20 protein-coding genes are annotated in these 25,557 nt (G+C 51.8%); 8 read left to right on the top strand and 12 right to left on the bottom strand.

Annotation, left to right across the window (positions count from 1 at the left end; translation table 11 throughout):
- The first annotated feature begins 125 nt into the window (after window positions 1–125).
- Both GO007_RS23430 and GO007_RS23425 read left to right on the top strand, forming a co-directional pair.
- The gene (locus GO007_RS23430; protein ID WP_095104162.1) at window positions 126–1,040 is read left to right on the top strand and encodes a winged helix-turn-helix domain-containing protein; all 915 of its coding nucleotides are present in this window, start codon (window positions 126–128) and stop codon (window positions 1,038–1,040) included.
- Window positions 1,040–1,513 carry a hypothetical protein gene (locus tag GO007_RS23425; RefSeq protein WP_095104160.1) on the top strand — a complete coding sequence of 158 codons (474 nt, stop codon included), beginning with the start codon at window positions 1,040–1,042 and terminating at the stop codon, window positions 1,511–1,513. Before GO007_RS23430 ends, GO007_RS23425 begins: the two co-directional genes overlap by 1 nt.
- A gap of 73 nt (window positions 1,514–1,586) precedes the next feature.
- On the opposite strand, the gene GO007_RS23420 is transcribed toward GO007_RS23425, so the two are convergent.
- The 7 genes from GO007_RS23420 to GO007_RS23390 all read right to left on the bottom strand — a co-directional run bounded on the left by GO007_RS23420 (window position 1,587) and on the right by GO007_RS23390 (window position 9,674).
- A complete protein-coding gene (locus tag GO007_RS23420) occupies window positions 1,587–2,063 on the bottom strand; it encodes a hypothetical protein (RefSeq protein ID WP_095104158.1) in 477 nt (158 codons plus the stop codon).
- 1 nt (window position 2,064) lies between these two features.
- Window positions 2,065–2,955, bottom strand: a complete 891-nt coding sequence (locus GO007_RS23415; RefSeq protein WP_095104156.1) for a winged helix-turn-helix domain-containing protein — start codon at window positions 2,953–2,955, stop codon at window positions 2,065–2,067.
- 368 nt (window positions 2,956–3,323) lie between these two features.
- On the bottom strand, window positions 3,324–4,247 hold the full coding sequence (locus GO007_RS23410) for a winged helix-turn-helix domain-containing protein (RefSeq protein WP_095104154.1): 924 nt from the start codon (window positions 4,245–4,247) through the stop codon (window positions 3,324–3,326).
- 458 nt (window positions 4,248–4,705) lie between these two features.
- Complete coding sequence (locus GO007_RS23405) at window positions 4,706–5,767, bottom strand: fimbrial protein (protein ID WP_157349357.1); 1,062 nt, start codon at window positions 5,765–5,767, stop codon at window positions 4,706–4,708.
- A 13-nt stretch (window positions 5,768–5,780) separates the two neighbouring features.
- Window positions 5,781–8,327 (bottom strand): fimbria/pilus outer membrane usher protein, encoded by a 2,547-nt coding sequence (locus tag GO007_RS23400; protein ID WP_095104150.1) that lies wholly within the window; start codon window positions 8,325–8,327, stop codon window positions 5,781–5,783.
- 29 nt (window positions 8,328–8,356) lie between these two features.
- Window positions 8,357–9,046 carry a fimbrial biogenesis chaperone gene (locus GO007_RS23395; RefSeq protein ID WP_095104148.1) on the bottom strand — a complete coding sequence of 230 codons (690 nt, stop codon included), beginning with the start codon at window positions 9,044–9,046 and terminating at the stop codon, window positions 8,357–8,359.
- A gap of 61 nt (window positions 9,047–9,107) precedes the next feature.
- Window positions 9,108–9,674 (bottom strand): fimbrial protein, encoded by a 567-nt coding sequence (locus GO007_RS23390; protein ID WP_095104550.1) that lies wholly within the window; start codon window positions 9,672–9,674, stop codon window positions 9,108–9,110.
- Between the two features lie 995 nt (window positions 9,675–10,669).
- Here GO007_RS23390 and GO007_RS23385 point away from each other — a divergent pair.
- The 4 genes from GO007_RS23385 to yjeJ all read left to right on the top strand — a co-directional run bounded on the left by GO007_RS23385 (window position 10,670) and on the right by yjeJ (window position 15,338).
- The gene (locus GO007_RS23385; RefSeq protein WP_095104146.1) at window positions 10,670–11,011 is read left to right on the top strand and encodes a hypothetical protein; all 342 of its coding nucleotides are present in this window, start codon (window positions 10,670–10,672) and stop codon (window positions 11,009–11,011) included.
- A gap of 61 nt (window positions 11,012–11,072) precedes the next feature.
- Entirely contained in the window at window positions 11,073–12,356 is a 1,284-nt protein-coding gene (locus GO007_RS23380; protein WP_095104144.1) for an HlyD family secretion protein, read from the top strand.
- Window positions 12,349–14,493, top strand: a complete 2,145-nt coding sequence (locus tag GO007_RS23375) for a peptidase domain-containing ABC transporter (RefSeq protein WP_095104142.1) — start codon at window positions 12,349–12,351, stop codon at window positions 14,491–14,493. The genes GO007_RS23380 and GO007_RS23375 overlap by 8 nt, the downstream gene beginning before the upstream one ends.
- On the top strand, window positions 14,490–15,338 hold the full coding sequence (gene yjeJ / locus GO007_RS23370) for a YjeJ family protein (RefSeq protein WP_095104140.1): 849 nt from the start codon (window positions 14,490–14,492) through the stop codon (window positions 15,336–15,338). Before GO007_RS23375 ends, yjeJ begins: the two co-directional genes overlap by 4 nt.
- A 65-nt stretch (window positions 15,339–15,403) precedes the next feature.
- On the opposite strand, the gene GO007_RS23365 is transcribed toward yjeJ, so the two are convergent.
- From GO007_RS23365 to GO007_RS23350, 4 genes are read right to left on the bottom strand one after another with little or no spacing between them, the layout of a single operon-like run.
- Window positions 15,404–18,556 carry a CusA/CzcA family heavy metal efflux RND transporter gene (locus tag GO007_RS23365; RefSeq protein WP_095104138.1) on the bottom strand — a complete coding sequence of 1,051 codons (3,153 nt, stop codon included), beginning with the start codon at window positions 18,554–18,556 and terminating at the stop codon, window positions 15,404–15,406.
- Window positions 18,557–18,567: 11 nt separating this feature from the next.
- The gene (locus GO007_RS23360) at window positions 18,568–19,851 is read right to left on the bottom strand and encodes an efflux RND transporter periplasmic adaptor subunit (protein ID WP_095104136.1); all 1,284 of its coding nucleotides are present in this window, start codon (window positions 19,849–19,851) and stop codon (window positions 18,568–18,570) included.
- Window positions 19,852–19,876: 25 nt separating this feature from the next.
- Window positions 19,877–20,224, bottom strand: a complete 348-nt coding sequence (gene cusF / locus GO007_RS23355; RefSeq protein ID WP_095104134.1) for a cation efflux system protein CusF — start codon at window positions 20,222–20,224, stop codon at window positions 19,877–19,879.
- A gap of 29 nt (window positions 20,225–20,253) precedes the next feature.
- Window positions 20,254–21,639 (bottom strand): Cu(I)/Ag(I) efflux RND transporter outer membrane protein, encoded by a 1,386-nt coding sequence (locus GO007_RS23350; RefSeq protein ID WP_095104132.1) that lies wholly within the window; start codon window positions 21,637–21,639, stop codon window positions 20,254–20,256.
- 170 nt (window positions 21,640–21,809) lie between these two features.
- On the opposite strand from GO007_RS23350, the gene GO007_RS23345 reads away from it, so the two are divergent.
- Both GO007_RS23345 and GO007_RS23340 read left to right on the top strand, forming a co-directional pair.
- Entirely contained in the window at window positions 21,810–22,493 is a 684-nt protein-coding gene (locus tag GO007_RS23345; RefSeq protein WP_095104130.1) for a copper/silver response regulator transcription factor, read from the top strand.
- Window positions 22,483–23,931 (top strand): Cu(+)/Ag(+) sensor histidine kinase, encoded by a 1,449-nt coding sequence (locus tag GO007_RS23340; protein WP_095104128.1) that lies wholly within the window; start codon window positions 22,483–22,485, stop codon window positions 23,929–23,931. Before GO007_RS23345 ends, GO007_RS23340 begins: the two co-directional genes overlap by 11 nt.
- Before the next feature lie 49 nt (window positions 23,932–23,980).
- Here the strand turns inward: GO007_RS23340 and GO007_RS23335 are convergent, their stop codons facing one another.
- Window positions 23,981–25,102 (bottom strand): ribosomal protein uL16 3-hydroxylase, encoded by a 1,122-nt coding sequence (locus tag GO007_RS23335; RefSeq protein WP_095104126.1) that lies wholly within the window; start codon window positions 25,100–25,102, stop codon window positions 23,981–23,983.
- Window positions 25,103–25,557 lie beyond the last annotated feature (455 nt).

Raw genomic sequence — 25,557 nt, 5'->3', positions numbered from 1 at the left:
ACATAGTTAAATTCCGTTTGTTAATCCTTATTCGATCGGTTAATATTTGCGCGGAAATTTTCTTTCATTAGCCTAATATTTAACTTACTGATTTCAAAGACACTGGCGGCTAAGGGTGTAGTAATATGGATCGCTCAAATAACATCCAAAGCTTTATTATTGGGGAGAGGGTTGCGTTCGTCCCTTCCCAGCGGGTGATTGTTGATAGACTGACTGCAAAAGAAATTAAGCTTCATCTTCCTGCGAGCTGCTGTCTGGAAAACTTACTCCGTAAGCAGGGAGAGATTGTTTCTCAGGAAGAGCTAATCCTCTGCGGATGGGGAAGTAAGCGCAATGCTGGCGTCAGCCACAATACTTACTACCAATGTATTTTACATCTTCGAAAAGCCCTGGTGATTATGGGGTTTTCAGACGTTATTGATACGGTGCCAAGGCATGGATTGAGGTTTAATAATAGCGTAAAAGTAGCGTACGTGTATCCTGATGAAGATAATGAGCAACAAATTGACAACAGTGTAAAAACCGAAGTTGACGGTAAAGAAACCTTCGTTCCTAATAATATCGCCAGCGAAACGTCAGCGCAGGCTGAGGCTGATGATTCTCTCGAAATGCTTAATACTTCGGCCGAAGTATTACAAGGACCTGCGGTTAATGAAATTAAATTAGCAAATACTTCAGCAAACGGTGATGATAATAACAGAGGTAAGTGGTTGAGGAATACAGGGATAACCGTCATTCTGACGATGGCTTTATTGAGTATTTTAAATCATTACCACAGCGCTGGCGGCGACGCTTTTTCTGACTATATCAAAATCTCTTCCGATGGTTGTAATATATTTTCAGCGGACCGCAAATACTCACCCTCTGAGATTAAGGCAATCCTCGGCACTCTGGGGCTGTCATGTACGAATAACGAAGTCGTTTATTTTACTGCGTCGCCAATGAATACGCGATTAAATGTAATGTATTGTCCTGTCTATGATAAAGAAAATCAAATCTGCCGCTCTCTGACGGTAATGAAAAGCATAAAGGTAAAGTAATGCGAGCAAAAATATATTACCTGACAACTTTACTGATAGCCGCTGCATTTGCTGTAGTTTATTTTTTTAAAATGGATGATTCAAATAATAAAATTGTATGCCAGAGTCGTCATACCTTGCTGCATGATGGCTTTCGTCTGGATTCTAATTTTGGCTTCATTTTTGCTAATGATAAAGGCGAGCTTACGGTACATGCTATCGCCGCTGAGAATGGCGTGCAGTCGCAGGTCGCCAGGGTCATTAACTTTACATATGTGAAAAATAATGATGTGTACATACTTAAAAATCAATATGTCGAGTATCTTAGTACCGATAACAGTAAAAGCAGTAATGTGGATTTTCATTTTCCTGCATTCTTTTATGAAGCAGGAAAAGAGCTCGCGCTGAAGATTGAGTATGATAAGTATAACAATCCTGTCATTTATTTACATAATATGCCGATGTTCTACTGTAAGAAATATAATCACGTTTAAGTCATCAGGTCAGCATCGGTCGTTATGGCCGGTGGGGGAAAGAACGTCAGGGCCTGAAAGTGTTGTGACTCTCTCAGAGAACCTTCTGCTTATGACATACATAGGCTGGTAAGGTCGAGAATATAAATAAATAACTGTTCTGTTGCTCAAGTATTTTTACGTAAATATCTTTTTTGGGATAAACGAAAAATAAAGGCTCATATTTCTCTAGCCAGCTGTTGTTAACAGTCTCATCAGGGAAGACCACATTGGTGACCGAGTGCAGGTGATAAACGTTGTTGCGCTTTTCGATGTTGAAAAATATCTTACGATTAAATTTATTGGCTTCATTATTAATGGAGCGGCCATTCATGCTAAGCATGCCGCTATCTTTGCTAATCCTGTAAGTTAGCGAAACGTTGAGGTTCTCGTCCGCATGGTGCTGAACAAAGTTAGCTTTGCATGTGAACTCAAGCGGTTGAGAACGCTGCCATAAGGAATAACCTGCCAGTATTAAGGTTAAAAATAAGCACAGGCAAAGCACATACACCGATGCACGGTAATGTATCATTCTAATGATCCTCAATAAAATAGTTCGAAATACAGTAGTTAGGGCTGGACATGGGTTTATTGCAGCGAATCACCGAGGCCCTGGGCAGCATGGCGTATCTGCTGATATATACCCATGGAAACTTTTGGCAGTCAGATTTGAACTGCGCGCCGTAGGTTAGCGCTTTCGTTCGTTCATCTGCATTATGAATATCTTTATTGAGGAAGAGGTGGCAACCATCGGTGTTCACGGTGAGCTGATAGTTTTCGAAGTAACTCTGCTCCTGGAAGTGGCTCAGAATGACCTTTATATCTGCCAGCAGAATAGAAAAGATAAGAACCGTGATGAGAAAAAACAGCTTACTTAATTTGCTGGCGTCTCTTTTTGGCAGGCATTGCGGTTCAGGGATATCGGGAGCTGATGCCGGGATATCGGCAACAGACTCGATCGCCTCGTGGAGGATCCCGGCATGGCTAAATACTGCTTTGTCGAGCTCATCATAAGATACGGTCAATGCCGTCTCGTCGGTTGTCTGTTCGTCAACACTGGCTGGCGGTGGCGGGTCGGTGGATTCAATAGACTGAATCTGTGTATCAAGGGCCAGGGTTAAACCAATACGCGGTATCGTCGTGATGGGATCGCTGGCAAATCCAATTTCTTTCATTCCTTTTCTGAGCAGACAAATGTTTTGATAGTAGGTATTTGCCGACACAACGAGCCCAAGCTTCTCCCATACGTTATACATAAACTCTTGTTGCGTCACAATTGTGCCGGATCTCTCGATTAATAGTAATAAACAACGGCTTGCCGGAGAGTTTAGTACAACCATATTCGTGGGGTTGCTAAGATTTCTTAACTGACGGGTCGTAGGATGAAATTCAACAACCTTGTTAATAACGTAATATCTATGCATTAATTATATAGAACTCATTCAGCAACTGGTGAGGTTTATCTCTGCGGATGCAGATGAAATTAAGATATTTTCACATTTAGACAAAAGTATAAGTGATAGATTAAGTGCTGCATACTCTGGCTCCTGGCGAAAAGTCTTATTTATATAATTGTATTGAATCAACGAGCCTGTCTTGTCAGGTCATCACGGACAGGACATTCTTTCCATCAATAACGGAGGCGGAAATCGCCGGGTTGTCATTACGCGTCTGCATGAGTCTGATAGCGTATTGTCCGAAATCAGATTAAGTTAAGACCCGCGCCGGCATGATTTTTCCTTTATCTTTTAATCCGCCGTTGTAGTGAAATGATGGTGTAGTGCTTTTGTCATTACTCAATGAAGTATTCGGAAATACACGAAGTCGATTGCGCGAATGGTTTATTACAGCGGATGATCGAAGTTCTGGGGAGGTCAGCTGTTGTCGTCACGTATACCCAAGGGTAGTTCCGGCAATCGCTGGTAATATGTTTGCCATATTTGTTGAGCACTTCTTTTTTCAGGTTATCGGATGCCGGTTCCGCTGATAAAACATGGCAGCGCTGGGTAGACGTTATCGTTTCATAGTCAGCAAAATAGCTTTCTTTCATACCCGCCATGTATGAGAAAAGCGCTGAGATAGCAGTGATGCTTACCGCCAGAAGAACGCCATTTTTTACTGTGAACGCGGGCCTGTATTTCTTCACTCTGCTAAGAATGGCTGGAGGGGCATTGTTGCCAGCCTCCGACCATGTCAGCTCTTTTTTTAAGCCATAATCGGCGATGCTCATCGATGAGCGTTCTAAATCCTGATGGCTACTGTTCTTAACCACCGCGATCGAGGTGCTGTTGATCGGTTTCCTGGTGCCTCCTGAGTCCGGGGAAGCGTCCGTGGTTGATTTACGGATTTGTGTGCCTGCGGCCAAGGTCAGCCCAATGCGGGGAAGAGTGATAATGACATTTTCCTCTAACCCGGCATGGGTAAGGCCTCTGCGGAGAATCGAGATATTCTGATAATAGGCGTTTGCGGTCACTCTCATACCGCTTTGCTTCCAGACGATATCCATAAAGTCCTGCTGGGTGACGACATTGCCGATATGACTAATTAATAATAATAAACAGCGACCGGCGGGTAAATTAAGCGTGACCTTAAGCTCCGGGTTGTGAACATTACGCAAGGTACTTGTCGCTGGTTGAAATTCTACACATTCATTAATGATATAATTGGCGCGTAGGTCCGTTAATAATTTATAGAGTTCATTGCTGCCGTTTGCCATTTCATTAACTCCCAGATAAAAGACAAACATAAGCACGTGAGTATAATAGCTGTAAAATGAATTTTATTATTATTCTGTTATTTAATCATGCTTGAACGTAACGTCTGGCTAAAAATAAACGTCACGATAGCTGTTTTGCCACATGACCCGGGCGACCGGTTAACGTCCGGAGGTGAAGGTTCACGTGGGAGGGCGTTGGTAAAACTATTTAAAATATTCGTACCAGCCCCGATCGTTTAAGCCCTCTTGCTGAGGGCATTATATACTCGCGATACATGCAAGTTGAATGTACGCTGGCTTCCTTCGTTCTTCCCGGTCACTTAGTTTACTAAGCTCCCGGGTATTTCCTCAGTTGCCGCGTTACCCGGACTACGGTCTCATCCCTTTGTTTAAAAACGCCTGAAGCGTTTTTGGCCTGCAACCCGAATTATTCAGCGTATGTAGCCTGGATTTTGAGATTAATCCTCCTGGATTACGACCTCTATCGCCGCTTTGACCAGTCCATCTGAAATATCATCATTCATCCGGAAATAATCTGCGGTAAAGCTGATGTCCTGGTTAAGGCTAAGGGATGGAATAGAGTAGGCATCGGTATCGAAAAATTTCACCGGAGTGTTATCTTTTTTCAAAATGATCCCGACGTTTTTGGCACCGCCGCCGCCGCCCGGTACTACAGGGATGGTATTTTCCAGTACCCCTACATCGGTGGCAACCGATCCCTTCGGGTTAAACCAGTAGGTGAGTTTCTTACCTTGCAACTCATTTGGGCAGGTAATATTCATATCAATTGCTTTACCTTTGCCGGTTGTCGCACCGCGGGCAAGCGCCAGCAGGTCGCTTTTAGCGATTGTTTGCAGATTGACCGTGCCGGGCCCTTTAAGCGAGATATTGCAGCTCTCATTACGAAAGGCAATTCTTGTTGTTTTGGGGTTTACCCAGTAGATCGCGCCTTTTCTTGCATATGCCAGGTCGGCCGGGTCTGCTACGCGAAACTCAATTTCGACGTTGATATTGGTCGCCCCGCTGGTATCAATGGGACCCGTTTTAATTAACCACGCAGAGAAGTGCGGCGTTGCGGTGAACTCTGACGAGCTTCCAAAAGGCGTTGGCCAGCTCCCCGCCTGTCCGACGATCTGTTTGCCGATTCGGCTGGCGAATATATCGCTAAACTGAATACCAATGCCGGCAACGCCGGTTTCATAAACCGGCATGCCGCGAACGGTCAACCCCGGAACCTCTGGCCTGTTCACGGCGACGATATATTGCGCACCCGGATCGCAGGTAAACAGGCGGGTATGCAAATTCATACCGCCTATCGTTCGGCTATAAAGAATTGCGCCAACCGGAAGAGCAGGATCGGCTGATATCTTGGGGTACAGCACCATACCCTGTCGTTCTTCCGTTCCCCAGCCATTCTGATGGGGATCAGAAGGCGTATAAGTGCATAGCCGTGCAGCCGAAACCCCGCTGCAGAAAAATATTCCGGCCAGCAGTACAATCATTTTTTTCATTTCACTCATCTCTTTATGATCATTATCGACACAGGGCTTCAGTCTGGCTGACTCCGGAATTTTTCTTCTGGCCTGCAGACAGGGTATAGATGGCGGTACATTTCTGGCCCGCATTTTTCCCCCAGCTGACCGTCAGCGCACCCGTTGGCTGCAGGCCGGTCATGTAAACCATGCCGGCGTCGCTCACGATGCTGGCCTGGGATTTGGCTGCGCCGGCAAGCGTGGCCATCGCGCCAAAAGGCACCTCGCGGCCTGCGGGGGTTTTAAGGCGAATAAATGCCCGTTGCCCAATATTCCCGTCATAGTTTGCGCGCACAATGGCGCCGCGGGTGGGGACAACCTGCTGCGTGGTCTGCATCAGCTCCATATCGTCGCCAAAGGATGTGCTGTCCAGAGTGATATCGGTACTGCGGTAGGGGGTAATATAGGGAACGATGGCATAGCCGCGACTGTCCGTGACGATCGTTGAATCCGAGCTGAGCCTGACGTTATCCAGACCCGGGGCTTTGATTAACACGGCCGCATCGCTGATATTCTGCCCAAACGTTATTCCGTCCGCATGCGCGATCAGGCTGCCGCTGGCGCCGTAGTCGATCCGCCGGCTGTTTTTGTCATAGCTGTAGCCGACGTTCACGCTTCCACGCGAGCCGTTATAGGTTCCCCTGACGTCGCCGCTATAGTGCTCACGATTGCTGTAACCCTGCTGGATATCCCAGTCAAGATTATTGTTTTCCAGCCCGATGCCGCCTAAAGAAACATACTGATCCGTAGACCCTGGGCTACTCTCGGTGATCTGATAACTTGCATAGGTATTTGGCAGCCAGTTGCTCAGAGGTATGGAAATTGTTAGCGCGAGACGCTGATCGTTTCGCGCCTCGTAGCTGGAACCGTGTGAACCCCAGGTATAGCGGTTATAGCTATAGCCCAGATAATAGTTAATACCCTGCCAACCGCCGTTATAGCCCAGGCTTAATGATTTATTGGTACGCTTGTTATCCCAGTAATCTTCGATCAGCGCGCTAATAGACAGGCTCCCTCGTGATTTTCCCAGGCTCTGATTTAGCGTCAGGTTGGTACGATTGCGTAAAGAACGCGCCGAGTAATAACGTCCGTCATCGGAATAAGTATTAAGCACTTCAGACAGCGTGTTAAACCCTTTCGTCGAGTAGCGATAACCCGCAATGGTAAAATTGGTTCCGGTTTCGATAATATTTTTACCGTAGCGTACGCGCCACGACTGGCCGGAGGTTTTATCGTCATAGCGTTTTTTGGACCAGGCCTGGGTCACGTCGGCCGACAGGGCACCGAGGCTGGCAAGGTTATACCCCAGGCCGGTAGACAGAGCCTGGTATTTTGCCGATGCCTGCATACCGCCGAAAATCGTTGCGCTGGTTGATACGCCGTATTTGGCGGTGGCCTGCGTAAAAGGGGTTTCATTAATGGAGCCGACGTAAGGCCGGTATTTCCCCGAGGTGATTTCATACTCGAACTGATTTTCCCTCAGCATGACCGGCAGAGCCGCGAAGGGAACGATAAAGTTCTGTCTCGAGCCGTCGGACTCTTCAACCGTAACATACAGATCGCCACTCCCGCCGCTGGGGTACATATCCGTAATTTCAAACGCGCCAGGTGCGACGTAGGTCTGGTAAACCTGATAGCCGTTCTGTTTGATCACCACCCGGGCGTTGGTTTTAGCGATACCGCGGATCACCGGGGCATAGCCGCGCATACTCTCCGGGAGCATGCTGGTATCCGTCGCCAGCTGCACGCCGGAAAAGGGGACGCTATCGAATATGCCGGATAAGGAAGAGCTTTCGCCGAGAAGCAGGTTGCTGCTGATGGAGCGCAAGCTGCGCTGGAGATAAAGATAAGCGGAATCAAAATGAGCTGACTCTCCCTTACTTTTGTTCCATATGCCAAGATTTCTGACGCGCCAGGGGCCGATATTTATCCCGGATTCCAGATTCAGGCCATAGTATTCATTATCGCTTTTATAATCCTGCGAACCGTTAAACTGATAGTTCACAAACATGGCGTTTATGCCGTCATCAAACTTTTCCGGTGGGATGTAGTCGTTGGCCACCGTGCTCATCGCGGCCTGGGGCGTGGAGATATCTAAGCGCTGGGCGGTGAAATCGAAAACGGTTTTGCTGTCAGGAATAATATCGAAGTTGGCACAGCCTTTTTCGTTCTCTTTCAGTTCGGGGAATGATTTAACTCTGACGCCATACTGAGAAAGTGTGTCCAGCGTGAAGCAGGGGATAAGGTTTAGCTTTTTATCCAGCCTGCTGCCGCGTTCGGTCGTAACAAACTTAACGTTTTTGGTTTCCAGATAGCGACCATTAAAAACGATATCGACCCGGTAGTCTCCCGGCGCCTGAGCGTTGACTGACTGATAAATGGACAGGTCGGGAACGTTGGATGCATCACCTCCATTAGCCGATGTAATAAATGCGGGATCAAAGAATTCACGCGCGTTCACCGTAGTGTGAATGCTCGCCGTCATTATAGTAATAATAGCTATGCAGAGCGTAGATAGCCTGAAGGTATCTCTGTGTTCTATTGGCATAAAAACATCCATTTATAAATGCGAACTGTTTATGGCAATCTCGATGAATAGAGGGAACCTGCACCTCCATAATCATTCACTATTTTCCACGTTACTTTGGTAGCATTGCCGTTATCTTTTAACGTTATAGCTTTTGAAGAAAATGGCTCAATAAACTTAATTACTGCCTGATATTCATTAGCGCCGATCTGTACGTTTCTAAAATAGAAGAAAAATGGCGTCGGGTTTTTTATGGTTAGCCGATTACCTGTCTTGCGCCACTCTATTTTTTCGGCTTCGGTATTATTGGATAACTCGGCTAACGCTTTTGGCCTGTAAATTAGCCGCATGCGATGGCGGACGGCTAGCTGTATCGTATTGCTGTTCGCATAGGTATCATCAGACGGTGGGATAGCCATGATATTAAAAAAGTAAGATGATTCACGGTCAGTGGGGGCATTGATGTTGCCAGTAGAGAATATACGGACGGTGTTTTTCTGTTTCATCTCCAGGCGAAAAAGAGGCGGTGTGACCATAAATGCGGGCGCTTTTCCCTCTGGTGCTTCAACCCACGATTTGATCAGATAAGGCATTTCGTCTTTATTATCAATTTGCGCAGATATCTCACGAGCGCCTTCTTTATAAAGATAGCGAGTTGATTCGATAACAATTCCTGCATGCGCAAAGCCACTCAGTATCATGGCGAAGGCAATGATTGCCTTGATCATCATCTGGTACATTAGATTCCTTCAACATTTAATTAAAAGGGCCTGCTGGATTAGCAGGCCCCTTGAAAATTAATTAGATGGTGTAATCAATGGTAAAGGTTGCAACGCCTTTAACCGGGCCTTCAGTAACCGGGTTTGCCGCGTTGACTTTCACATAGCCAGCAAGATATTCCAGGTTGGTTGCCTGATGCGGGGTGTAGGCTTCGGTAACCGCAGTGCCATCGAATTTGATACGGGCGCTGTTGCTCAGTTTCTGAATACCGATACCGATGTTTCCAGCGCCGTTAACGGCAGTGTTGTCCAGAATGTCAGGAGTAGAAGAGGATGTCCCGGTGACTTTAACGCTCAGGCCGGTAACGTTGTTTTCATCTGCGCCGCCGATAGCACAGTCGCTAACCCGGAAACCAAATTGCTGGTTTTTAAATAATGTATTAACAGACTGACCGGTTGCTTCAGCAGTGGTCACGGTCATTAACTTAACGATACCGTTGTTGAGGGTACCCGTCGGGGTCACGACGCAGGAAGTCTTAGAGTCTGCTACTTCGCCCAGGATAGTGACTTCAGCCTGGTTCGTTGCCAAAGCCTGAGCACTGAAAGCCGCAGAGGCAGTAATAACCATAGCCAGAATTGTTTTTTTCATCCGTTTAATCCATTCATTTAAAGTTAAATTATTAATTACAGGAAAGAGACCAAACATGACCTCAGAAACTTATCCTGTATGTATCCATATATACTTACTCTTCAACCTTACGGCCTGCATGGGTAAGTGCCGCTATATTAATCATGGTCTGTTAAAATACTCATCTGAATTTTTTTCAATAAAACTTAACACACATTAAAAGCTGACTGTCTGGCCGGTATAGCGGCTTTTCTGAACGGTGGAAAGTGTACTCATAGCAGGGGCTGACGGGCCGAGTAACGCGAAGAATTATTTGCAGGGATAAGCGATCAAGTTAAACAAAGTTAATATCTACAAAGATTTCGTACGATTTTTCCTGACAGACTGAATCAGTGGCGATATTTTTTAGGAGTGGCGTTAGTGAAACGCTTATAATAATCGTGGTAACGTGATTGATTACCTTCCTGTTTATTATTAATGGTGGCGGTAATATCACCGTTATCGACTACGGTAACACGCTGAAAGTTCTTGTACTCAGCAGATTAAAAGATGAGAAGATCGCCGGTGCGGACTGAGGATACTCGTTCGAGCTCGGCAGCGGCGTTGACGTTTCAGCCATTCCTTCTATCGAATAATTTCTATCTCATTGTTAATAATAACAAAGATCATCTTTATTTTTGTGATTCAGAAAAATTAACAACGCCTGTCGCGCGCCCCTCGCGGTAGAATCCGCCTGGCCTGCTCTGTTATCAGAGTCGCGGTATGAAGGGGACGCTATAGGAATGGACGAGGGTTGCAAAGAACAGATTAAATCCGGATAACTATTTTTCCTGATGATAAACGCGCTTCTTATTCATATTTTTATTTCTTATTTTATTCTTAAGTGTGGATTATTCATGAAACTAAAGTTGTTTTTTTACAGGAAGTGCCGAAAATAGCCTCCCATCAGCACAGCATATGTGATTGATAAATTTATACCATCTGGAATATACAACTTAAATAGATAAGGAATAGTGATGAAGGTACTTTCTCTTGAAGAAATGAATGCCGTTTCGGGGGCTTACTCCTGGAGCAGCCCTTGGAGTATTTTTGGCAATATCGGTGAAGCGGTAGTCAGCGCAACGCTGGGCGCGGTTGCCGGTTTCGCTGCGGGAGCCACTATTGGTGGTACACACGGCGGCGACGGCGGCGGGGTCCTTGGTGTTGGTACGATTGGTCAGGGCGTTGGCATGATCGTCGGCGGTATTATCGGCGGCATCACCTGCGGTATCGGCGGGGCGATTGTCGGTTACGAGGAGACCTGGAAATATACCAAAACGCTGCTCGATGGTTTCCTTAACGGCACCTTTAATCCATGATTTTGAATTGATTTTCTTCTGGCCCGATGCGTCGGGCCTTTTTATATCAGGTCAGGTACTCATGGGTAAAAGATTGTTCAGACAGGAAGCGATAGAACATCAGCGAAGCTACTGGAAAGGGCGAGTGATTCTGTTCGGGGGCGTTTCGCCGCTGATAGTCTCCGCATGCTGTCTTGCTTTTTTAGTTATCATTATCGCCATGCTTTGCTTTTTTAAATATACCAAAAGAATTGATGTCGTCGGCGAGGTTATCACTCTGCCCCATCCTCTTAATATCTCCTCGCCGCAGCTTGGCTCGATCTCGAAACAGTATGTCCGGGTTGGTGATGTTGTTAAGAAAGGTGCCGTGTTATTTGAGCTTGATGTATCCAAAAACACCGACGGCGGCAACGTTAGTGATACCAATGTTTCAATGGTGAAAGCCAAAATTGTCAATGTTGAAGATATCATCAAAAAACTAAAAGCGAACAAAGATGATTTTATTGGCACAACGGGTCGCCAGATTCAGCGCTATGAGCGCTCCCTTGATGAAACCGAGAAAATGCTGACGACGGCAAAAAAAGGTCTTTCACATATTGAGAATTCGCTGCAGAGCTATAGCGGTTATCTGCAGCGCGGGTTGATCAATAAAGATCAGTACAATAACCAGCACTCTCTATTCGTCCAGCAGCAAAATGCGTTTCAGTCATTATCATCGCAGAAAATGCAGATAGAACTGCAGCTCACCCAGACCCGTAGCGATTTAACGGTAAAAACCGCTGAGATTGATAATCAGATTACGTCACAATACAGCCAGCTGAGAGACCTGCAAACGCAGCTGATTGAAAACAGCGCGAGCGGAAGAATTTTAGTTAAGTCCACGATTGATGGCCGGGTGGAGTCGATCGCCGTTACGCGTGGCCAAATGATAGAGGCCGGGAGCAGCTTAGCCCAGGTCAAGCAGCTTAGCGGTATTGACTATTATTTACTGCTATGGCTCCCCGATAACAGTTTACCTTATGTCAAAATCGGCGATACCGTTAATATCCGCTACGATGCTTTTCCTTCAGATAAGTTTGGTCAATTTTCTGGCAAAGTGATGTCCATCTCATCAATGCCGGTTACCCGCCGGGAATTATCTGACTATGGCAATAGCCAGGCTAATAGCAATACGTCGCCCACGCTCTACAAAGCTATTATCAAAATTAAAGAAAAAGAGTTTGTTTATAAGAACAGAACGCTTGTGCTATCTAATGGCCTTAAGGCGAAGAGTATTGTTTTTACCGAGGAGAGGCCGCTTTATCAGTGGCTGTTCTCACCAGTATATAAAGTAGTTCAGAGCCTTAAGGGACCCAACGATGAATAAAGACGTACTTGATTCAATTTTTCGACGGATCAACTTTTCAATTAAGAATAAAGTCCCGGTTATTATACAGTCTGAGTCAACGGAGTGCGGCAATGCCTGCCTGTCAATGATTTGTGGGTTCTACGGTAAAGATATCGATCTGTTCAACTTTCGCAATATCTACGGCTCCTCATCGCAGGGGACGACGTTAAATGCCCTGGCGACGATTGCGCAGAAGGCTGGCCTGAAAACGCGCGCGCTATCCCTGGATATTGAAGAGATCGGGGAACTCCGTCTGCCCTGCGTACTGCACTGGTCATTAAATCACTTTGTCGTGCTGGTCGCGGTAAAAGGTAAGCGCTTTATTATTAACGATCCGGCGCTTGGGCGACGCGTGGTTCATCATAAGGAAATATCAGAAAACTTCAGCGGTATTGCGCTTGAGGCATGGCCGGATAGCGGCTTCATTCAGGAAAAGCAGCGCTCCCGGCTGAAGCTGCGGGAGTTAATGCATAACATTGTTGGCCTGAAGTCAGCGCTAACGAAAATATTGATGCTGTCGATAGTGATTGAAACGGTGAATTTGCTGCTGCCTATGGGCACGCAGGTTGTTACCGATCATGTTATTACCGCACATGATGAAAACCTGCTGCTGGTCATCTGCGTCGGGCTAATGTTTTTTACGATATTTAAAACCTGGGTCAGTATGCTCCGCGCGTGGGTCTCACTAAAGCTGAATACGCTGACCGACGTACAGTGGAAAACGAGCTTTTTTGATCATCTGATCGGCCTGCCGCTGGCTTTCTTTGAAAAGCGCCAACTGGGGGATATACAGTCGCGCTTTGCTTCCCTGGATACCATTCGTTCAACCTTCACCAACAGCATCGTCAGCGGAATTATTGACTCGATCATGACCATCGGCCTGCTTGTGATGCTGAGTCTGTACGGCGGCTGGCTGGTGTGGGTTGTGCTGGGGTTCACGGTTTGCTACGCCGCGATGCGCGCGATCACCTATAAATTTTATCGTGCCATCAATGAAGAGTTAATCGTCAAGCGTGCGCGCTCGGGCTCGCATTTTATGGAGTCGCTGTACGGCATCGCGACGATAAAATCGCTTAACCTGAAAAACAGGCGCTCACAGCACTGGCTGAATACCAATATCGATGTCAGTAACGCCGGTCTGAAGCAAACGCGTTTCGATATGCTGTTTGGCGGCATTAATACGTTCATTAACTCGGCCGATCAGGTTGTCATTTTATGGCTGGGCGCGCAGATGGTTATGGAGAACACGATGACCATCGGTATGTTTATGGCGTTTAACGCCTATCGCGGTCAGTTTGCGCAGCGCGCCGCGGCGCTCATCGATCTCACTATGCAGCTGAAAATGCTGTCGCTACATAACGAGCGCATTTCAGAAATTGTTTATAGCGAACCGGAGGCTGAGTCGCCGGTAAGAAAGATTTTTGCAGATGATATCGGCGTTTCTTTAGAAGTGCAGAATTTGGCGTATCAGTACGACCGGCTGTCAAAACCGGTTTTTTCTAACGTCAATATCAGCGTTGCCGCAGGAGAATCCGTGGCGCTGATCGGTGCGTCAGGCATCGGTAAAACTACGTTACTAAAAGTTATGTCTGGTCTGCTAACGCCCGAGCGGGGGGACATATTTATTGGCGGTTTTGATATTAACAAAATCGGCATTAATAACTTCCGCAGCAGCATTGCCTGCGTATTACAGGAAGACCGCCTGTTTTCCGGGTCTATTGCCGATAATATTTCGGGCTTTGATGATGAGGTGGATCAGACGCTGATCGTTGATTGCGCGATGAAATGCAATATTCATGAAGAGATTCTGCGCATGCCGATGGGCTATGAAACGATTATCGGCGAGCTTGGCGCCGGGATCTCTGGCGGTCAAAAGCAGCGCCTGCTTATTGCCCGGGCGCTCTACCAAAAACCGAAAATTCTATTTATGGATGAAGCCACCAGTCATCTTGATATTAATAATGAAAAGATGGTCAACGCGGCAATTGAATCTTTAAACATCACCCGGATTATTATTGCTCACCGTCCTTCAACCATCGCCTGTGCCGATCGGATCATTGATTTAGCGAAACTTACCTTATTGCCACAGCAGCTTACTACGGAGACTATTTTATGAACATCTTAACGGGCATTAATACCGGGATCATTAAATCACCCGACGCCGTGCTGGCGTTGGCCCTGAAGATGCAAAGCGTCTTGATTGCGGAAACGCTCATGTACCTTCCGCCGGATCGGGTACAGGACCTGGTTTTTGCTGTTTTCTGCGGTTACCGCAGGCTGCAGATGGTGTTCCGCGAGGATCCTGAAAGCATCAGAGCACGCACCATCGCTGATACAGAACGGTTAAACAACCGCACGCTCTCCGTCACGCTTGATGAGATACAGAATCCCAATGTCGCGCTTCGGGTGACCGATTTCGTGATGAAATATCGTCAGGATAGGGTCACTTTTCTGTTCTTTCTGCAAAATGAGGAGGTGATATCTGTGGATCTGACGGTTACACAGATGGAGTTTCTGCTGAACCTGCTGTTGGCGACGATACACAAGACCGGGGATGCAGCATTTGTTTCTCTGGCCCTGCAGGCAAATGATTTTATTCCGTTCTATACCGTCGATTTTGCCAATATCGGCAGCAGCGGAGTTAACTATAATAAATTTAACGTGCCGGCCTGGAAATTCTCAGCCTTCAGCGATTTTTATTCGCTGGTTATGATCCAGGAGGATGGCGATATTCCATGCGGGGCAATCATTAAAGCGCTGCCGGAGCTTGAACCGAGCCGGATTAAGGCGATTGGTGAATTATTAGTAAATAATAACCCATTGCTGGCTCCTTACCGGCAGCGAACGCTGGCCTTTACGTGTGAAAAAATTGCTCCCGAAGTGAGAGAAGAGGAAATGGAGAAACTGCTCCGGGCGCATATCCAGCATCGAGTGACGAAGATGTCTCCATCAACGTGCTAGTTGCCTCCTGATAAGTCGGCGAGGGCGAGCGGGGCGGATAGCGATCCGGCCCGCTCGCCGCTCGGTTATGCGCGCTGCGCCGGGCGTCGGTGCCGGTACAGCCACATCAGCTTATAGGCCGCCGGAATAATAAACAGCGACAGCAGCGGGGCGGTGATCATCCCGCCAATCATCGGCGCGGCGATGCGGCTCATCACCTCGGAACCGGCGCCGGTGCCCCATAAAATTGGCAGCAGGCCGGCGATAATCACCGCCACGGTCATCGCCTTTGGCCGCACGCGCAGCACCGCGCCCTGGTATAGCGCCTCGTCGAGCCGGTCTGCGCTGAAGGTTTCCGCGTTTTCCAGCGACGGCTCCGCTTCAATGGCGTGGCGCAGGTACATCAGCATTACCACGCCAAACTCCGCCGCTACCCCGGCGAGGGCGATAAAGCCGGTGCCGGTCGCCACCGACAGATGGAACCCCATCCAGTAGAGGAACCAGATGCCGCCGACCAGCGCGAACGGCACGCTGGCGATGATCAGTAGCGCTTCGCCAAAGCGACGGAACGCCAGGTACAGCAGCACGAAAATGATCATCAGCGTCATAGGGACCATCAGCTTCAGCTTCTGGTTGGCGCGTTCGAGCAGCTCAAACTGGCCGGAGTAGGAGACGCTGGTCCCCGGCTTCAGCTTCACTCCCTGGGCGATGGCCTGCTGCAGATCGTGAACCACCGAAACCATGTCGCGATCCCTGGCGTCGATATAGATCCAGCTGGTCGGGCGGGCGTTTTCGGTTTTCAGCATCGACGGACCGGTCACCACCTTCACCTCCGCCACGTCGCCGAGGACTATCTGCTGCTTCAGCGGAGTCAGGATCGGCAGCTGGCGCAGGGCCTGCGGGCTATCGCGATAGCTCTGCGGGTAGCGGATGTTGATCGGATAGCGCTCAACGCCTTCCACCGTTTCGCCCACCATCGCGCCGCCGATGGCCGACGAGACGAACAGCTGCACGTCGCCGACGCTCATGCCGTAGCGGGCGGCCTTCTCACGGTTAATATCGATATTGAGATAGCGTCCGCCGACCAGCCTTTCCGCCAGCGCCGAGGTGACGCCCGGCACGGTGCGGGCCACGGCTTCAATCTGCTCGGCGCTCTCGTCGATGTCGGCGAGATTGGTGCCGGAGACCTTTATACCGATTGGGCTTTTGATCCCGGTAGAGAGCATATCGATCCGGTTACGGATCGGCGGCACCCACAGGTTGGCGAGTCCCGGCAGGCGCACGGTTTTATCCAGCTCCTCGACGATCTTCTCCATGGTCATCCCCGTGCGCCACTGATTCTGCGGCTTGAGCTGAATGGTGGTCTCGACCATCTCCAGCGGCGCGGAATCGGTGGCGGTCTCGGCCTTACCGGTCTTGCCGAACACGCGGGCCACTTCCGGCACCGTCATGATCAGCTTATCGGTCTTCTGCAGCATATCCGCCGCCTGCGAGGCGGAAATCCCCGGCAGCGTCGACGGCATATACAGCAGATCGCCTTCGTTGATCTGCGGCAGAAACTCGCCGCCCACCCGGCTGAGAGGCCAGATGACCGTCAGGATCGTCAGCGCCGCGACCAGCAGGGTCGTTTTCGGCCAGCGCAGCACCTTCAGCAGCAGCGGGTGATAAATGCGGATCAGAAAACGGTTGAGCGGGTTGCTGTTCTCCGCCGGGATCCTGCCGCGGATCCAGAATCCCATCAGGATCGGGATCGCCACGATCGCCAGCAGCGCCGCCCCGGCCATCGACCAGGTTTTGGTAAACGCCAGCGGGCCGAACAGCTTCCCTTCCTGCCCTTCGAGGGTGAAAATCGGGATAAACGACAGGGTGATAATCAGCAGGCTGATAAACAGCGCCGGGCCGACCTCCACCGAAGCATCGGTGATGATTTTCCAGCGCGTCTCGTTGTCGGGGCGCTGCTGCGGATGCTGGTGATCCCACTCCTCCAGCCGCTTATGGGCGTTTTCTATCATCACGATGGCGGCATCGACCATCGCCCCCACCGCAATCGCAATCCCGCCGAGCGACATGATATTGGCGTTCAGCCCCTGGAAATGCATCATGATAAAGGCGAAGCACAGGCCGAGCGGCAGAGAGATAATGGCGACCAGCGCCGAGCGTATGTGCCACAGGAACAGGGCGCAGACCAGCGCAACGACGATAAACTCCTCCAGCAGCTTCGCGCTGAGGTTGTCGATGGCCCGATCGATCAGCTGGCTGCGGTCATAGGTGGTGACCACCTCAACCCCTTCCGGCAGGCTGCCCTGCAGGGACGCAAGCTTGCTTCTTACGGCCGAAATGACTTCGCGGGCGTTCTTACCGGAACGCAGGATCACCACGCCGCCGGCCACTTCGCCTTCGCCGTTCAGTTCGGCAATGCCGCGGCGCATCTCCGGGCCAATTTGTACCCTGGCGACGTCGCGCAGATATACCGGCACGCCGCTGTCGCCGGTTGTCAGCACGATATTGTTAAAATCGTCGAGGCTTTGCAGATAGCCGCTGGCGCGCACCATATACTCGGCTTCCGCCAGCTCGACGGAAGAGCCGCCGGCCTCCTGGTTGGAGGTATCCAGCGCCGATTTCACCGCCGACAGGGTAATGCCGTACTGGGTCAGCTTCAGCGGATCGACCACGACCTGATACTCTTTAACCACGCCGCCCACCGACGCCACTTCCGAAACGTCCGGGATGGTTTTCAGCTCGTATTTTAAAAACCAGTCCTGCAGCGATCTCAGCTCCGCGAGGTCGTGCTTGCCGCTGCGATCGACCAGCGCGTACTCATAGATCCAGCCGACGCCGGTGGCATCCGGGCCCATCTCGGCGCTGACGCCGGCCGGAAGCTTGCCCTGCACCTGGTTGAGGTACTCCAGCACCCGCGAGCGCGCCCAGTAGGGATCGGTGCCGTCGGCAAAAATCACGTAGACGTAGGAAGCGCCGAACTGCGAGAAGCCGCGCACCGTTTTGGCGCCCGGCACCGACAGCATGGTGGTGGTTAGCGGCCAGGTGACCTGGTTTTCAACGATTTGCGGCGCCTGTCCGGGGTAGCTGGTTTTGACGATCACCTGGACGTCGGAGAGATCCGGCAGGGCGTCCACCGGCGTGTGGACGATGGTCCACGCCCCCCAGATGCTGAGGAACAGCGCCCCCATCATCACCAGAAAGCGGTTGGCCACCGAGCGACGGATAATCCATTCAATCATTTGTCATCTCCTTAGTGCGCATGCGCCGCGTTATCCGGCATGCTCGGCGCCGCGGCGGTCGGCCGGGCGCGCATCCGATCCAGCGCGCCGGAGATATTGGCCTCGGAATCAATCAGGAACAGGCCGCTGGCGACGACCTTCTCTCCTTCGCGAATACCGGAGCGGATCGCCGTCATATCGCCGGACTGCTGGAAGACCTCGACCCGTTTCGGCACGAAGCGGCCGTCGCCGTCCACGGTGATGACCCGCTGTTCCGCGCCGCTGTCGATCAGCGCTTTCGACGGGATCAGCAGCATCGGCTGACTTTGCGCGTTCAGCTTCAGCCAGGCGGTCATTCCCGGTTTCAGCGCTTCATCCGGGTTATCGACCTGCAGACGCAGCTGCAGCGTGCGGGTAGCCGCATCCACGCCGGGCAGAATGCTCCATTTGCTGATGGTGAAGGTTTTGTCCGGCCATGCCGGAACGGAAAGGACAAACTGCGAAGCGTCTTTAATCAGCCATGCGATGGATTCCGGCACCGAGGCGCTAATCCACACCGGGTCCATGCCCTGAATTTTGGCCACCACGTTATCTTTGGCGATGTTCATGCCGGCGCGTAGATCAAAGGCGGTAATCACGCCGTCAATCGGCGCTTTCAGGGTGAAGCGGGTCTGAATTTTGCGCGTCGCCTTCAGGCGGCGGATATCGTCATCCGGCATCCCGGCGAGGCGCAGCCGCTCGAGGATCCCCTCCACCTGGGTGGCGGTGCCGCCGGTTTCCTGCAGCAGCAGATATTCGCTCTGTGCCTCGACCCAGTCCGGAATGGTCAGGTCAATCAGCGGAGTGCCTTGCTTAATCTTATCGCCGACGGTCAGCGGGTAGACCCTGTCGATAAAGCCCGCCGAGCGCGCCTGGACGATGACAAACTGGTATTCGTTATAGCTGACATTAGCCGGGAAGGTCCGGGCGTAGCTTAGCGGCCCGCGCGCGACGGCGGCGGTTTTGACGCCCAGATTCTGCGTTTGCGTCGGGTCGATGCGTACGCCCGGGGCGGCCGAGGGCTGGGCCTCTTCATCGGCGTATTTGGCCACAAGGTCCATATCCATAAACGGCGATTTTCCCGGCTTATCAAAACGCGTATTGGGGTACATCGGGTCATACCAGAACAGGACTTTACGCGCCTGCCCGGCGGCAGGATCCGCATCGCCCGCAGGGTGAGCGGGCGAAAGCCCGATATACAGGCCCGCTGCAATAACGCCGCCAAGACACATACTGCTGATAATGAGCGCAGCGGTTTTAAGTTTTAGAGAGACCATCGTAATGCGCTCCGTGAACACCTTATTAGTTAACGTGGATATCCTGTAATAAGGAGAGGCCGCCCTGCTGGATAAAGGTGAAAGTGACCTTATCGCCGGGCTTAATCGCGTTAAGCTGGGTTTGCGGGGTGATGGTGAAGCGCATGGTCATCGGCGGCCAGTTCACCGCCGGGATGGCGTCATGGTCGATAGTGACTTTTTTACTTTCCATATCAATGGTTTTAACTTCACCGGTCGCGCTGATGAGCTGCGTCTGCCCGGCGGCTGGCGCGGCGGACATCATTTCGCCATGCTGGTGCCCGGCAGCCTGGGCGCCGAAGCTCGCTGCAGACATAAGAAGGCCCAAAATGACCGTTTTTGCGACATGATTCATGATTAACACTCCTGATATTCAATAATGGTTTATTCCAGCCAGCCGCCGCCGAGGGCGGTAAAGAGCTGAATTTCGTTAACCTGGCGGGCGTAGTTGAGATCCAGCAGGGCCTGCTGCGTGGCGAACAGCGAACGTTCGGCGTCCAGCACTTCGATATAGCTGACCGCGCCATGCTGATAGAGCGTTCTGGCACGCTGCAGGGTGATTTGCAGGGAGGCAAAATAGCGCTGCTGGGCGCTGATTTGATCCGCCAGGCTCTGGCGCAGGGCCAGGGCGTCGGCCACCTCTTTAAAGGCGTTCTGGATTTTCTGTTCGTAATTCACCACCGACTGCTGCTGGCGGATTTCGGCGACATCGAGATTGGCCTGATTACGCCCGGCGTTGAATATCGGCAGCTCGATTTTAGGGATGAAATTCCACATCCCGCTGGCCGGATTAAACAGGCTGGAGAGGTCGGCGCTGCTGCCGGAAAGCGAGCTGGTTAGCATAATCGACGGGAAGAAGGCCGCCCGCGCGGCGCCGATATTGGCGTTCGCCGCCCGCAGCCCGTGCTCGGCCTCTAAAATATCGGGACGCTGGAGTAAGATCTGCGAGGAGAGGGCGGGCGGCAGCCTGACGCTGTGAATATCCGCCGCGCTGTCGGCCGCGTCGTCCGGCAGCCGCTGATAGCTGCCCAGCAGCAGCTGCAGGGCGTTATTGGCCTGCGCCAGCTCGCCTTCCCGCCTGGCGATGTCGGCGCGGGTGCTTTCAATTACCCCGCGCGCCTGCTCCAGCGCCAGCACGCTGCTGCTGCCGGTCAGCAGCTGTTTCTCTACAAAAGCGTAGGACTGGCGGTAGTTTTGTAACGTCTCACGCGCCACGGCGAGCTGCGCTGCGGCCAGCCGCTGGTTGAAGTAGCTCTGCGAAACGTTTGAAATTAATAAGATGTGCACCGCGCGCTGGGCTTCTACGCTGGCGAAAAAGGTCTGCCGCTGCGCCTCGCTCATGTTTTTCAGGCGGCCGAAGAAGTCGAGATCGAAGCTGAGGTTAAGCCCGGCCTGATAGTCGCTGCTGGTGGTGGTATCGCCTTTGAGCTTCCCGCCGTAGGTGCTGCTCGCGGCGGTGCTCAGCTGCGGATAGCGATCGGCATCGGTCACGCCGTACTGCGCCCGCGCTTCCTGTACTTTAAGGGTTGCCATGCGCAAATCCCGGTTATCGACGAGCGCGGTCGCAATCAGCGATTTAACCTGCGGATCGGCGAAAAAGGCGCGCCAGCCGGTCTCCTGATAGCCCGCAGGCGGCGTCACCAGTTGGTTCTGGCTGAGAGAGAACTGCTGCGGCACCGGCGAGGGCGGCTGGCGGTAGTCCGGGGCTAAGGAGATACAGCCCGTCAGAATGAAAATAACGCTGAGCGAAATGAGCTTTAACTGGCGCATAGTGGCAGGTTTATCGGCTATCAGAGAATGCCTGTACTTTACGCAACGGCGTCTGTTTGACGCGTGACGGGAAAATGACAAAGCTGTCATTTTCCTGAGAATTCATTGCTATCCGGTTTGGCTCCTCTAAAATTGGAAACCCGCACCACAGTCGCGTGAAGGAGCAGGTGATGAAGATTTTGATCGTCGAAGATGAGATGAAAACCGGCGAGTACCTGACGAAAGGGCTGACGGAAGCCGGTTTTGTTGTCGATCTGGCGGATAACGGTCTGAATGGCTATCACCTGGCGATGACCAGCGATTATGACCTGCTGATCCTCGACATCATGCTGCCGGACGTGAACGGCTGGGATATCGTCAGAATGCTGCGATCCGCCGATAAGGGCATGCCGATCCTGCTGCTGACCGCGCTGGGGACCGTTGAACATCGGGTGAAGGGGCTGGAGCTCGGGGCCGATGATTATCTGGTGAAGCCCTTTGCCTTCGCCGAGCTGCTGGCGCGCGTAAGGACGCTTTTACGTCGCGGGGCGGCGACGATCGTTGAGAGCCAGTTCCAGGTGGCGGATTTAACGCTCGATCTGGTCAGCCGCAGGGTGACCCGCGCGGGCGCACGCATCATGCTGACCAGCAAAGAGTTTACGCTGCTGGAGTTCTTTATCCGCCATCAGGGGGAAGTTCTGCCCCGTTCGCTGATCGCCTCTCAGGTCTGGGACATGAATTTTGACAGCGACACCAACGCCATTGACGTGGCGGTGAAGCGGCTGCGGGGCAAAATAGATAATGATTTTGAGCCTAAGCTCATCCAGACCGTGCGCGGCGTCGGCTATGTGCTTGAGGTGCCGGATGGCGATTAAGCTTCTGCAGCGGCCTTTTTCGCTGGCGACGCGGCTGACCTTTTTTATCAGCCTGGCGACGATAGTGGCCTTTTTCGCCTTCACCTGGATAATGATCCACTCGGTAAAGGCGCATTTTGAAGAGCGTGACGCCCACGACCTCAGGCAGCTGGCCACCACCCTTGAGACGGTGCTCAACCATGCCGACTATCCACAGGCGCGGCGGCTGGAGATCTTAAAGAACGTGATCGATGGCTACGCCAACGTTTTTATTTGCCTCGATGACGGCAGCGGCAAGATCCTTTTCCAGTCGCCGAATGGCCCGGACCTCAGCCATATCATGAGTACGCCGGGGCTCGCTGCCAGGCTGCAGGATGGCAACGTCATCTCGTGGGTAGACCCGCATCCGCGGGCGTTAACCCATGACAATCACCAGATGCAGACCCGCTCCTGGCGGCTGATTATGCTGCCGCTTAGCCGTGCGGCGGACGGCAGGCCGGCCTATCACCTGCTTATGGCCCTGTCGATCGATTTCCACCTCCACTATATTAACGATCTGAAGGCGAGGCTGATTTCGGCGGCGACGATTATCAGCATCCTTATCATCTTTATTGTGCTGTTCGTGGTCTATCACGGACATAAGCCGATTCGCCGGGTCAGCCGACAGATTCAAAACATTACCTCCCGCGACCTCGACGTGCGCTTAAACCCGCAGTCTGTGCCGATTGAGCTGGAGCGGCTGGTGCTGTCGTTTAACCATATGCTTGAACGTATAGAGGATGTATTTACCCGTCAGTCCAACTTTTCCGCGGATATTGCCCATGAGATCCGCACGCCGATAACCAACCTGGTGACCCAGACGGAGATCGCGCTCAGTCAGACCCGCAGCCAGAAAGAGCTGGAGGATGTGCTGTACTCCAATCTGGAAGAGTTCTCGCGGATGTCGCGAATGGTCAGCGATATGCTGTTTTTGGCGCAGGCTGACAATAATCAACTGATTCCGGAGCTAAAAGCGCTGAATCTGGCCGACGAGGTCAGCAAGGTTTTCGACTTCTTTGAAGCCTGGGCCGAGGAGAGGGAAGTGGCCCTGCACTTTAGCGGCAGCGCCTGCTGGGTGGTTGGCGATCCGTTGATGCTGCGCCGGGCGATGAGTAATTTGCTCTCTAACGCCATTCGCTATACGCCTGGCGGCCAGGCGGTCACCGTTCATCTGACGGAGGCCAATGACCAGGTTCAGCTGATCGTTGAGAATCCGGGAGCGCCGATCCCTGCGGAACATCTGTCGCGGCTTTTCGACCGATTCTACCGCGTCGATCCCTCCCGCCAGCGTAAAGGCGAGGGGAGCGGCATTGGCCTGGCGATCGTTAAATCAATCGTCAGGGCGCACCGCGGCAGCGTGGCGGTGGAGTCCGACGTACGCGCAACCCGCTTTATTCTGATGCTGCCAAAACGGGCGTAATAAAAGCAGGCCATAAAAAGAAGCCTGGCGGTGCCAGGCTTTGGGAGGCTTACTCTTCGAAGTACCAGTAACCCTGGTTGATAAGGCGCGTCAGCTCGGCGATAAATTCAGGGTTGTGCAGCGCTTTGCCCAGCTCATCTTTACCCAGTGAGGTGTAGCGGCACAGCGCATCCAGCGCCTCGGCATCGGTGATTTCCAGCGCTTCGCTGTTCACAAAGAAGCTGTCGCCGATATGCAGCACCCGCAGGCCGCTCAGGCGGGCCAGCGTTTCGCCGCCGTTCAGGGCATCAACAACCTCTTCTTCTGCATAAGGCGGCTCGGCCGGCGCGATGTCCAGATCGTGACGCGGGGTGGTGGCAAAGCGGCCGAACCACTGGGTGAAGTCCTCCGGCTGGCTAATCATGTCGATCATCATTCCGCGCAGGCGTTCGAGCTCATACTCTTCTACCCGGCCGGGATGTTCGCGACAGGTCAGGTCCGGATCGCTGTAGTGCTCACTGCCAAGATCGTTTTCCAGCGCGTAGTCGGCAAAGCTGCTGATCAGGTCGCGACCGTTTGGCCCACGGAAGCCAACGGAGTAGTTCAGCGCCGTTTCGTGGGTGATACCGTCGTGCGGGAATCCTGGCGGGATATAAAGGATATCGCCCGGTTCGAGGTCTTCATCAATAATCGGTGGGAAAGGATCGACGTGCAGCAGCGCCGGGTGCGGGCAGAACTGACGCATCGGCAGCTTGTCGCCCACGCGCCAGCGGCGGCTGCCCATGCCCTGAATAATGAAGACATCATACTGGTCGATATGCGGGCCAACGCCGCCTCCCGGGACCGAGAAGGAGATCATCAGGTCATCCAGGCGCCAGTCAGGCAGCACGCGGAACGGGCGAACCAGCTCGGCGGCGGGCATATGCCAGTGGTTTACCGCCTGCGCCAGCAGCGACCAGCCGGTTTCGCCCAGGCCATCAAAATGTTCGAACGGCCCGTTGCTGGCCTGCCACTGCTCGTTCACCAGGCTAACCAGCCGACTGTCGACTTCCGGTTCCATGGCCAGACCGGCCAGCTCGTCCGGGGTGATCGGATCGACGAAGTTAGGGAAAGCATTCTTTAATACTACCGGCTGCTTTTGCCAGTACTTCTCTAAAAACTCGGGCCAGTTAATGTTCAGTTGATAAGCCATAGATTCACACCAGTAAGGAAGAAACGGCCCTGATTATAGAAAGGTGTGAAGCGAGGGCGCTTTGTCGTGAGTCAAAGCGGCTGCTTAATCCGCCGTTTGTGGCTCCGCTAAGCCAGAGGCGGCTATCTGCATGCTGGCCGCCATGCATTTTTTGAAAAATTGGCATTTAGTCTGAAATGAGGCGCAGGCCGCGCCAGGTCTGGGTTTTAGCGGTTTCGGCTATTTGTGATATGGATGGATAAGTTCAAATAATGAGCGCTTGATAGGTTTTTTGTATTTTAAGGCTTGCCATACCAAAAGAACTCCCTATAATGCGCTCCCACTGACACGGCAAATGTGAACAACTTCACAGATTAAGCCGGGTCGGAAGAGAAAAAATCCTGAATTAAAGGGTTGACTCTGAAAGAGGAAAGCGTAATATACGCCACCTCGCAACGCTGAGCGAAAGCCGCGTT

This window comes from Klebsiella sp. 10-1 (assembly GCF_009758445.1).
Classification (GTDB): Bacteria; Pseudomonadota; Gammaproteobacteria; order Enterobacterales; family Enterobacteriaceae; genus Klebsiella; species Klebsiella scottii.
This window is presented reverse-complemented; position numbering and strand designations above follow the sequence as displayed.

Excerpts from the sequence above, each read along its gene's own strand:
- GO007_RS23430 (WP_095104162.1), top strand. The coding sequence starts at position 126 with ATGGATCGCTCAAATAACATCCAAAGCTTTATTATTGGGGAGAGGGTT.
- GO007_RS23425 (WP_095104160.1), top strand. The coding sequence starts at position 1,040 with ATGCGAGCAAAAATATATTACCTGACAACTTTACTGATAGCCGCTGCA.
- GO007_RS23420 (WP_095104158.1), bottom strand. The coding sequence starts at position 2,063 with ATGATACATTACCGTGCATCGGTGTATGTGCTTTGCCTGTGCTTATTT.
- GO007_RS23415 (WP_095104156.1), bottom strand. The coding sequence starts at position 2,955 with ATGCATAGATATTACGTTATTAACAAGGTTGTTGAATTTCATCCTACG.
- GO007_RS23410 (WP_095104154.1), bottom strand. The coding sequence starts at position 4,247 with ATGGCAAACGGCAGCAATGAACTCTATAAATTATTAACGGACCTACGC.
- GO007_RS23405 (WP_157349357.1), bottom strand. The coding sequence starts at position 5,767 with ATGAGTGAAATGAAAAAAATGATTGTACTGCTGGCCGGAATATTTTTC.
- GO007_RS23400 (WP_095104150.1), bottom strand. The coding sequence starts at position 8,327 with ATGCCAATAGAACACAGAGATACCTTCAGGCTATCTACGCTCTGCATA.
- GO007_RS23395 (WP_095104148.1), bottom strand. The coding sequence starts at position 9,046 with ATGTACCAGATGATGATCAAGGCAATCATTGCCTTCGCCATGATACTG.
- GO007_RS23390 (WP_095104550.1), bottom strand. The coding sequence starts at position 9,674 with ATGAAAAAAACAATTCTGGCTATGGTTATTACTGCCTCTGCGGCTTTC.
- GO007_RS23385 (WP_095104146.1), top strand. The coding sequence starts at position 10,670 with ATGAAGGTACTTTCTCTTGAAGAAATGAATGCCGTTTCGGGGGCTTAC.
- GO007_RS23380 (WP_095104144.1), top strand. The coding sequence starts at position 11,073 with ATGGGTAAAAGATTGTTCAGACAGGAAGCGATAGAACATCAGCGAAGC.
- GO007_RS23375 (WP_095104142.1), top strand. The coding sequence starts at position 12,349 with ATGAATAAAGACGTACTTGATTCAATTTTTCGACGGATCAACTTTTCA.
- yjeJ (WP_095104140.1), top strand. The coding sequence starts at position 14,490 with ATGAACATCTTAACGGGCATTAATACCGGGATCATTAAATCACCCGAC.
- GO007_RS23365 (WP_095104138.1), bottom strand. The coding sequence starts at position 18,556 with ATGATTGAATGGATTATCCGTCGCTCGGTGGCCAACCGCTTTCTGGTG.
- GO007_RS23360 (WP_095104136.1), bottom strand. The coding sequence starts at position 19,851 with ATGGTCTCTCTAAAACTTAAAACCGCTGCGCTCATTATCAGCAGTATG.
- cusF (WP_095104134.1), bottom strand. The coding sequence starts at position 20,224 with ATGAATCATGTCGCAAAAACGGTCATTTTGGGCCTTCTTATGTCTGCA.
- GO007_RS23350 (WP_095104132.1), bottom strand. The coding sequence starts at position 21,639 with ATGCGCCAGTTAAAGCTCATTTCGCTCAGCGTTATTTTCATTCTGACG.
- GO007_RS23345 (WP_095104130.1), top strand. The coding sequence starts at position 21,810 with ATGAAGATTTTGATCGTCGAAGATGAGATGAAAACCGGCGAGTACCTG.
- GO007_RS23340 (WP_095104128.1), top strand. The coding sequence starts at position 22,483 with ATGGCGATTAAGCTTCTGCAGCGGCCTTTTTCGCTGGCGACGCGGCTG.
- GO007_RS23335 (WP_095104126.1), bottom strand. The coding sequence starts at position 25,102 with ATGGCTTATCAACTGAACATTAACTGGCCCGAGTTTTTAGAGAAGTAC.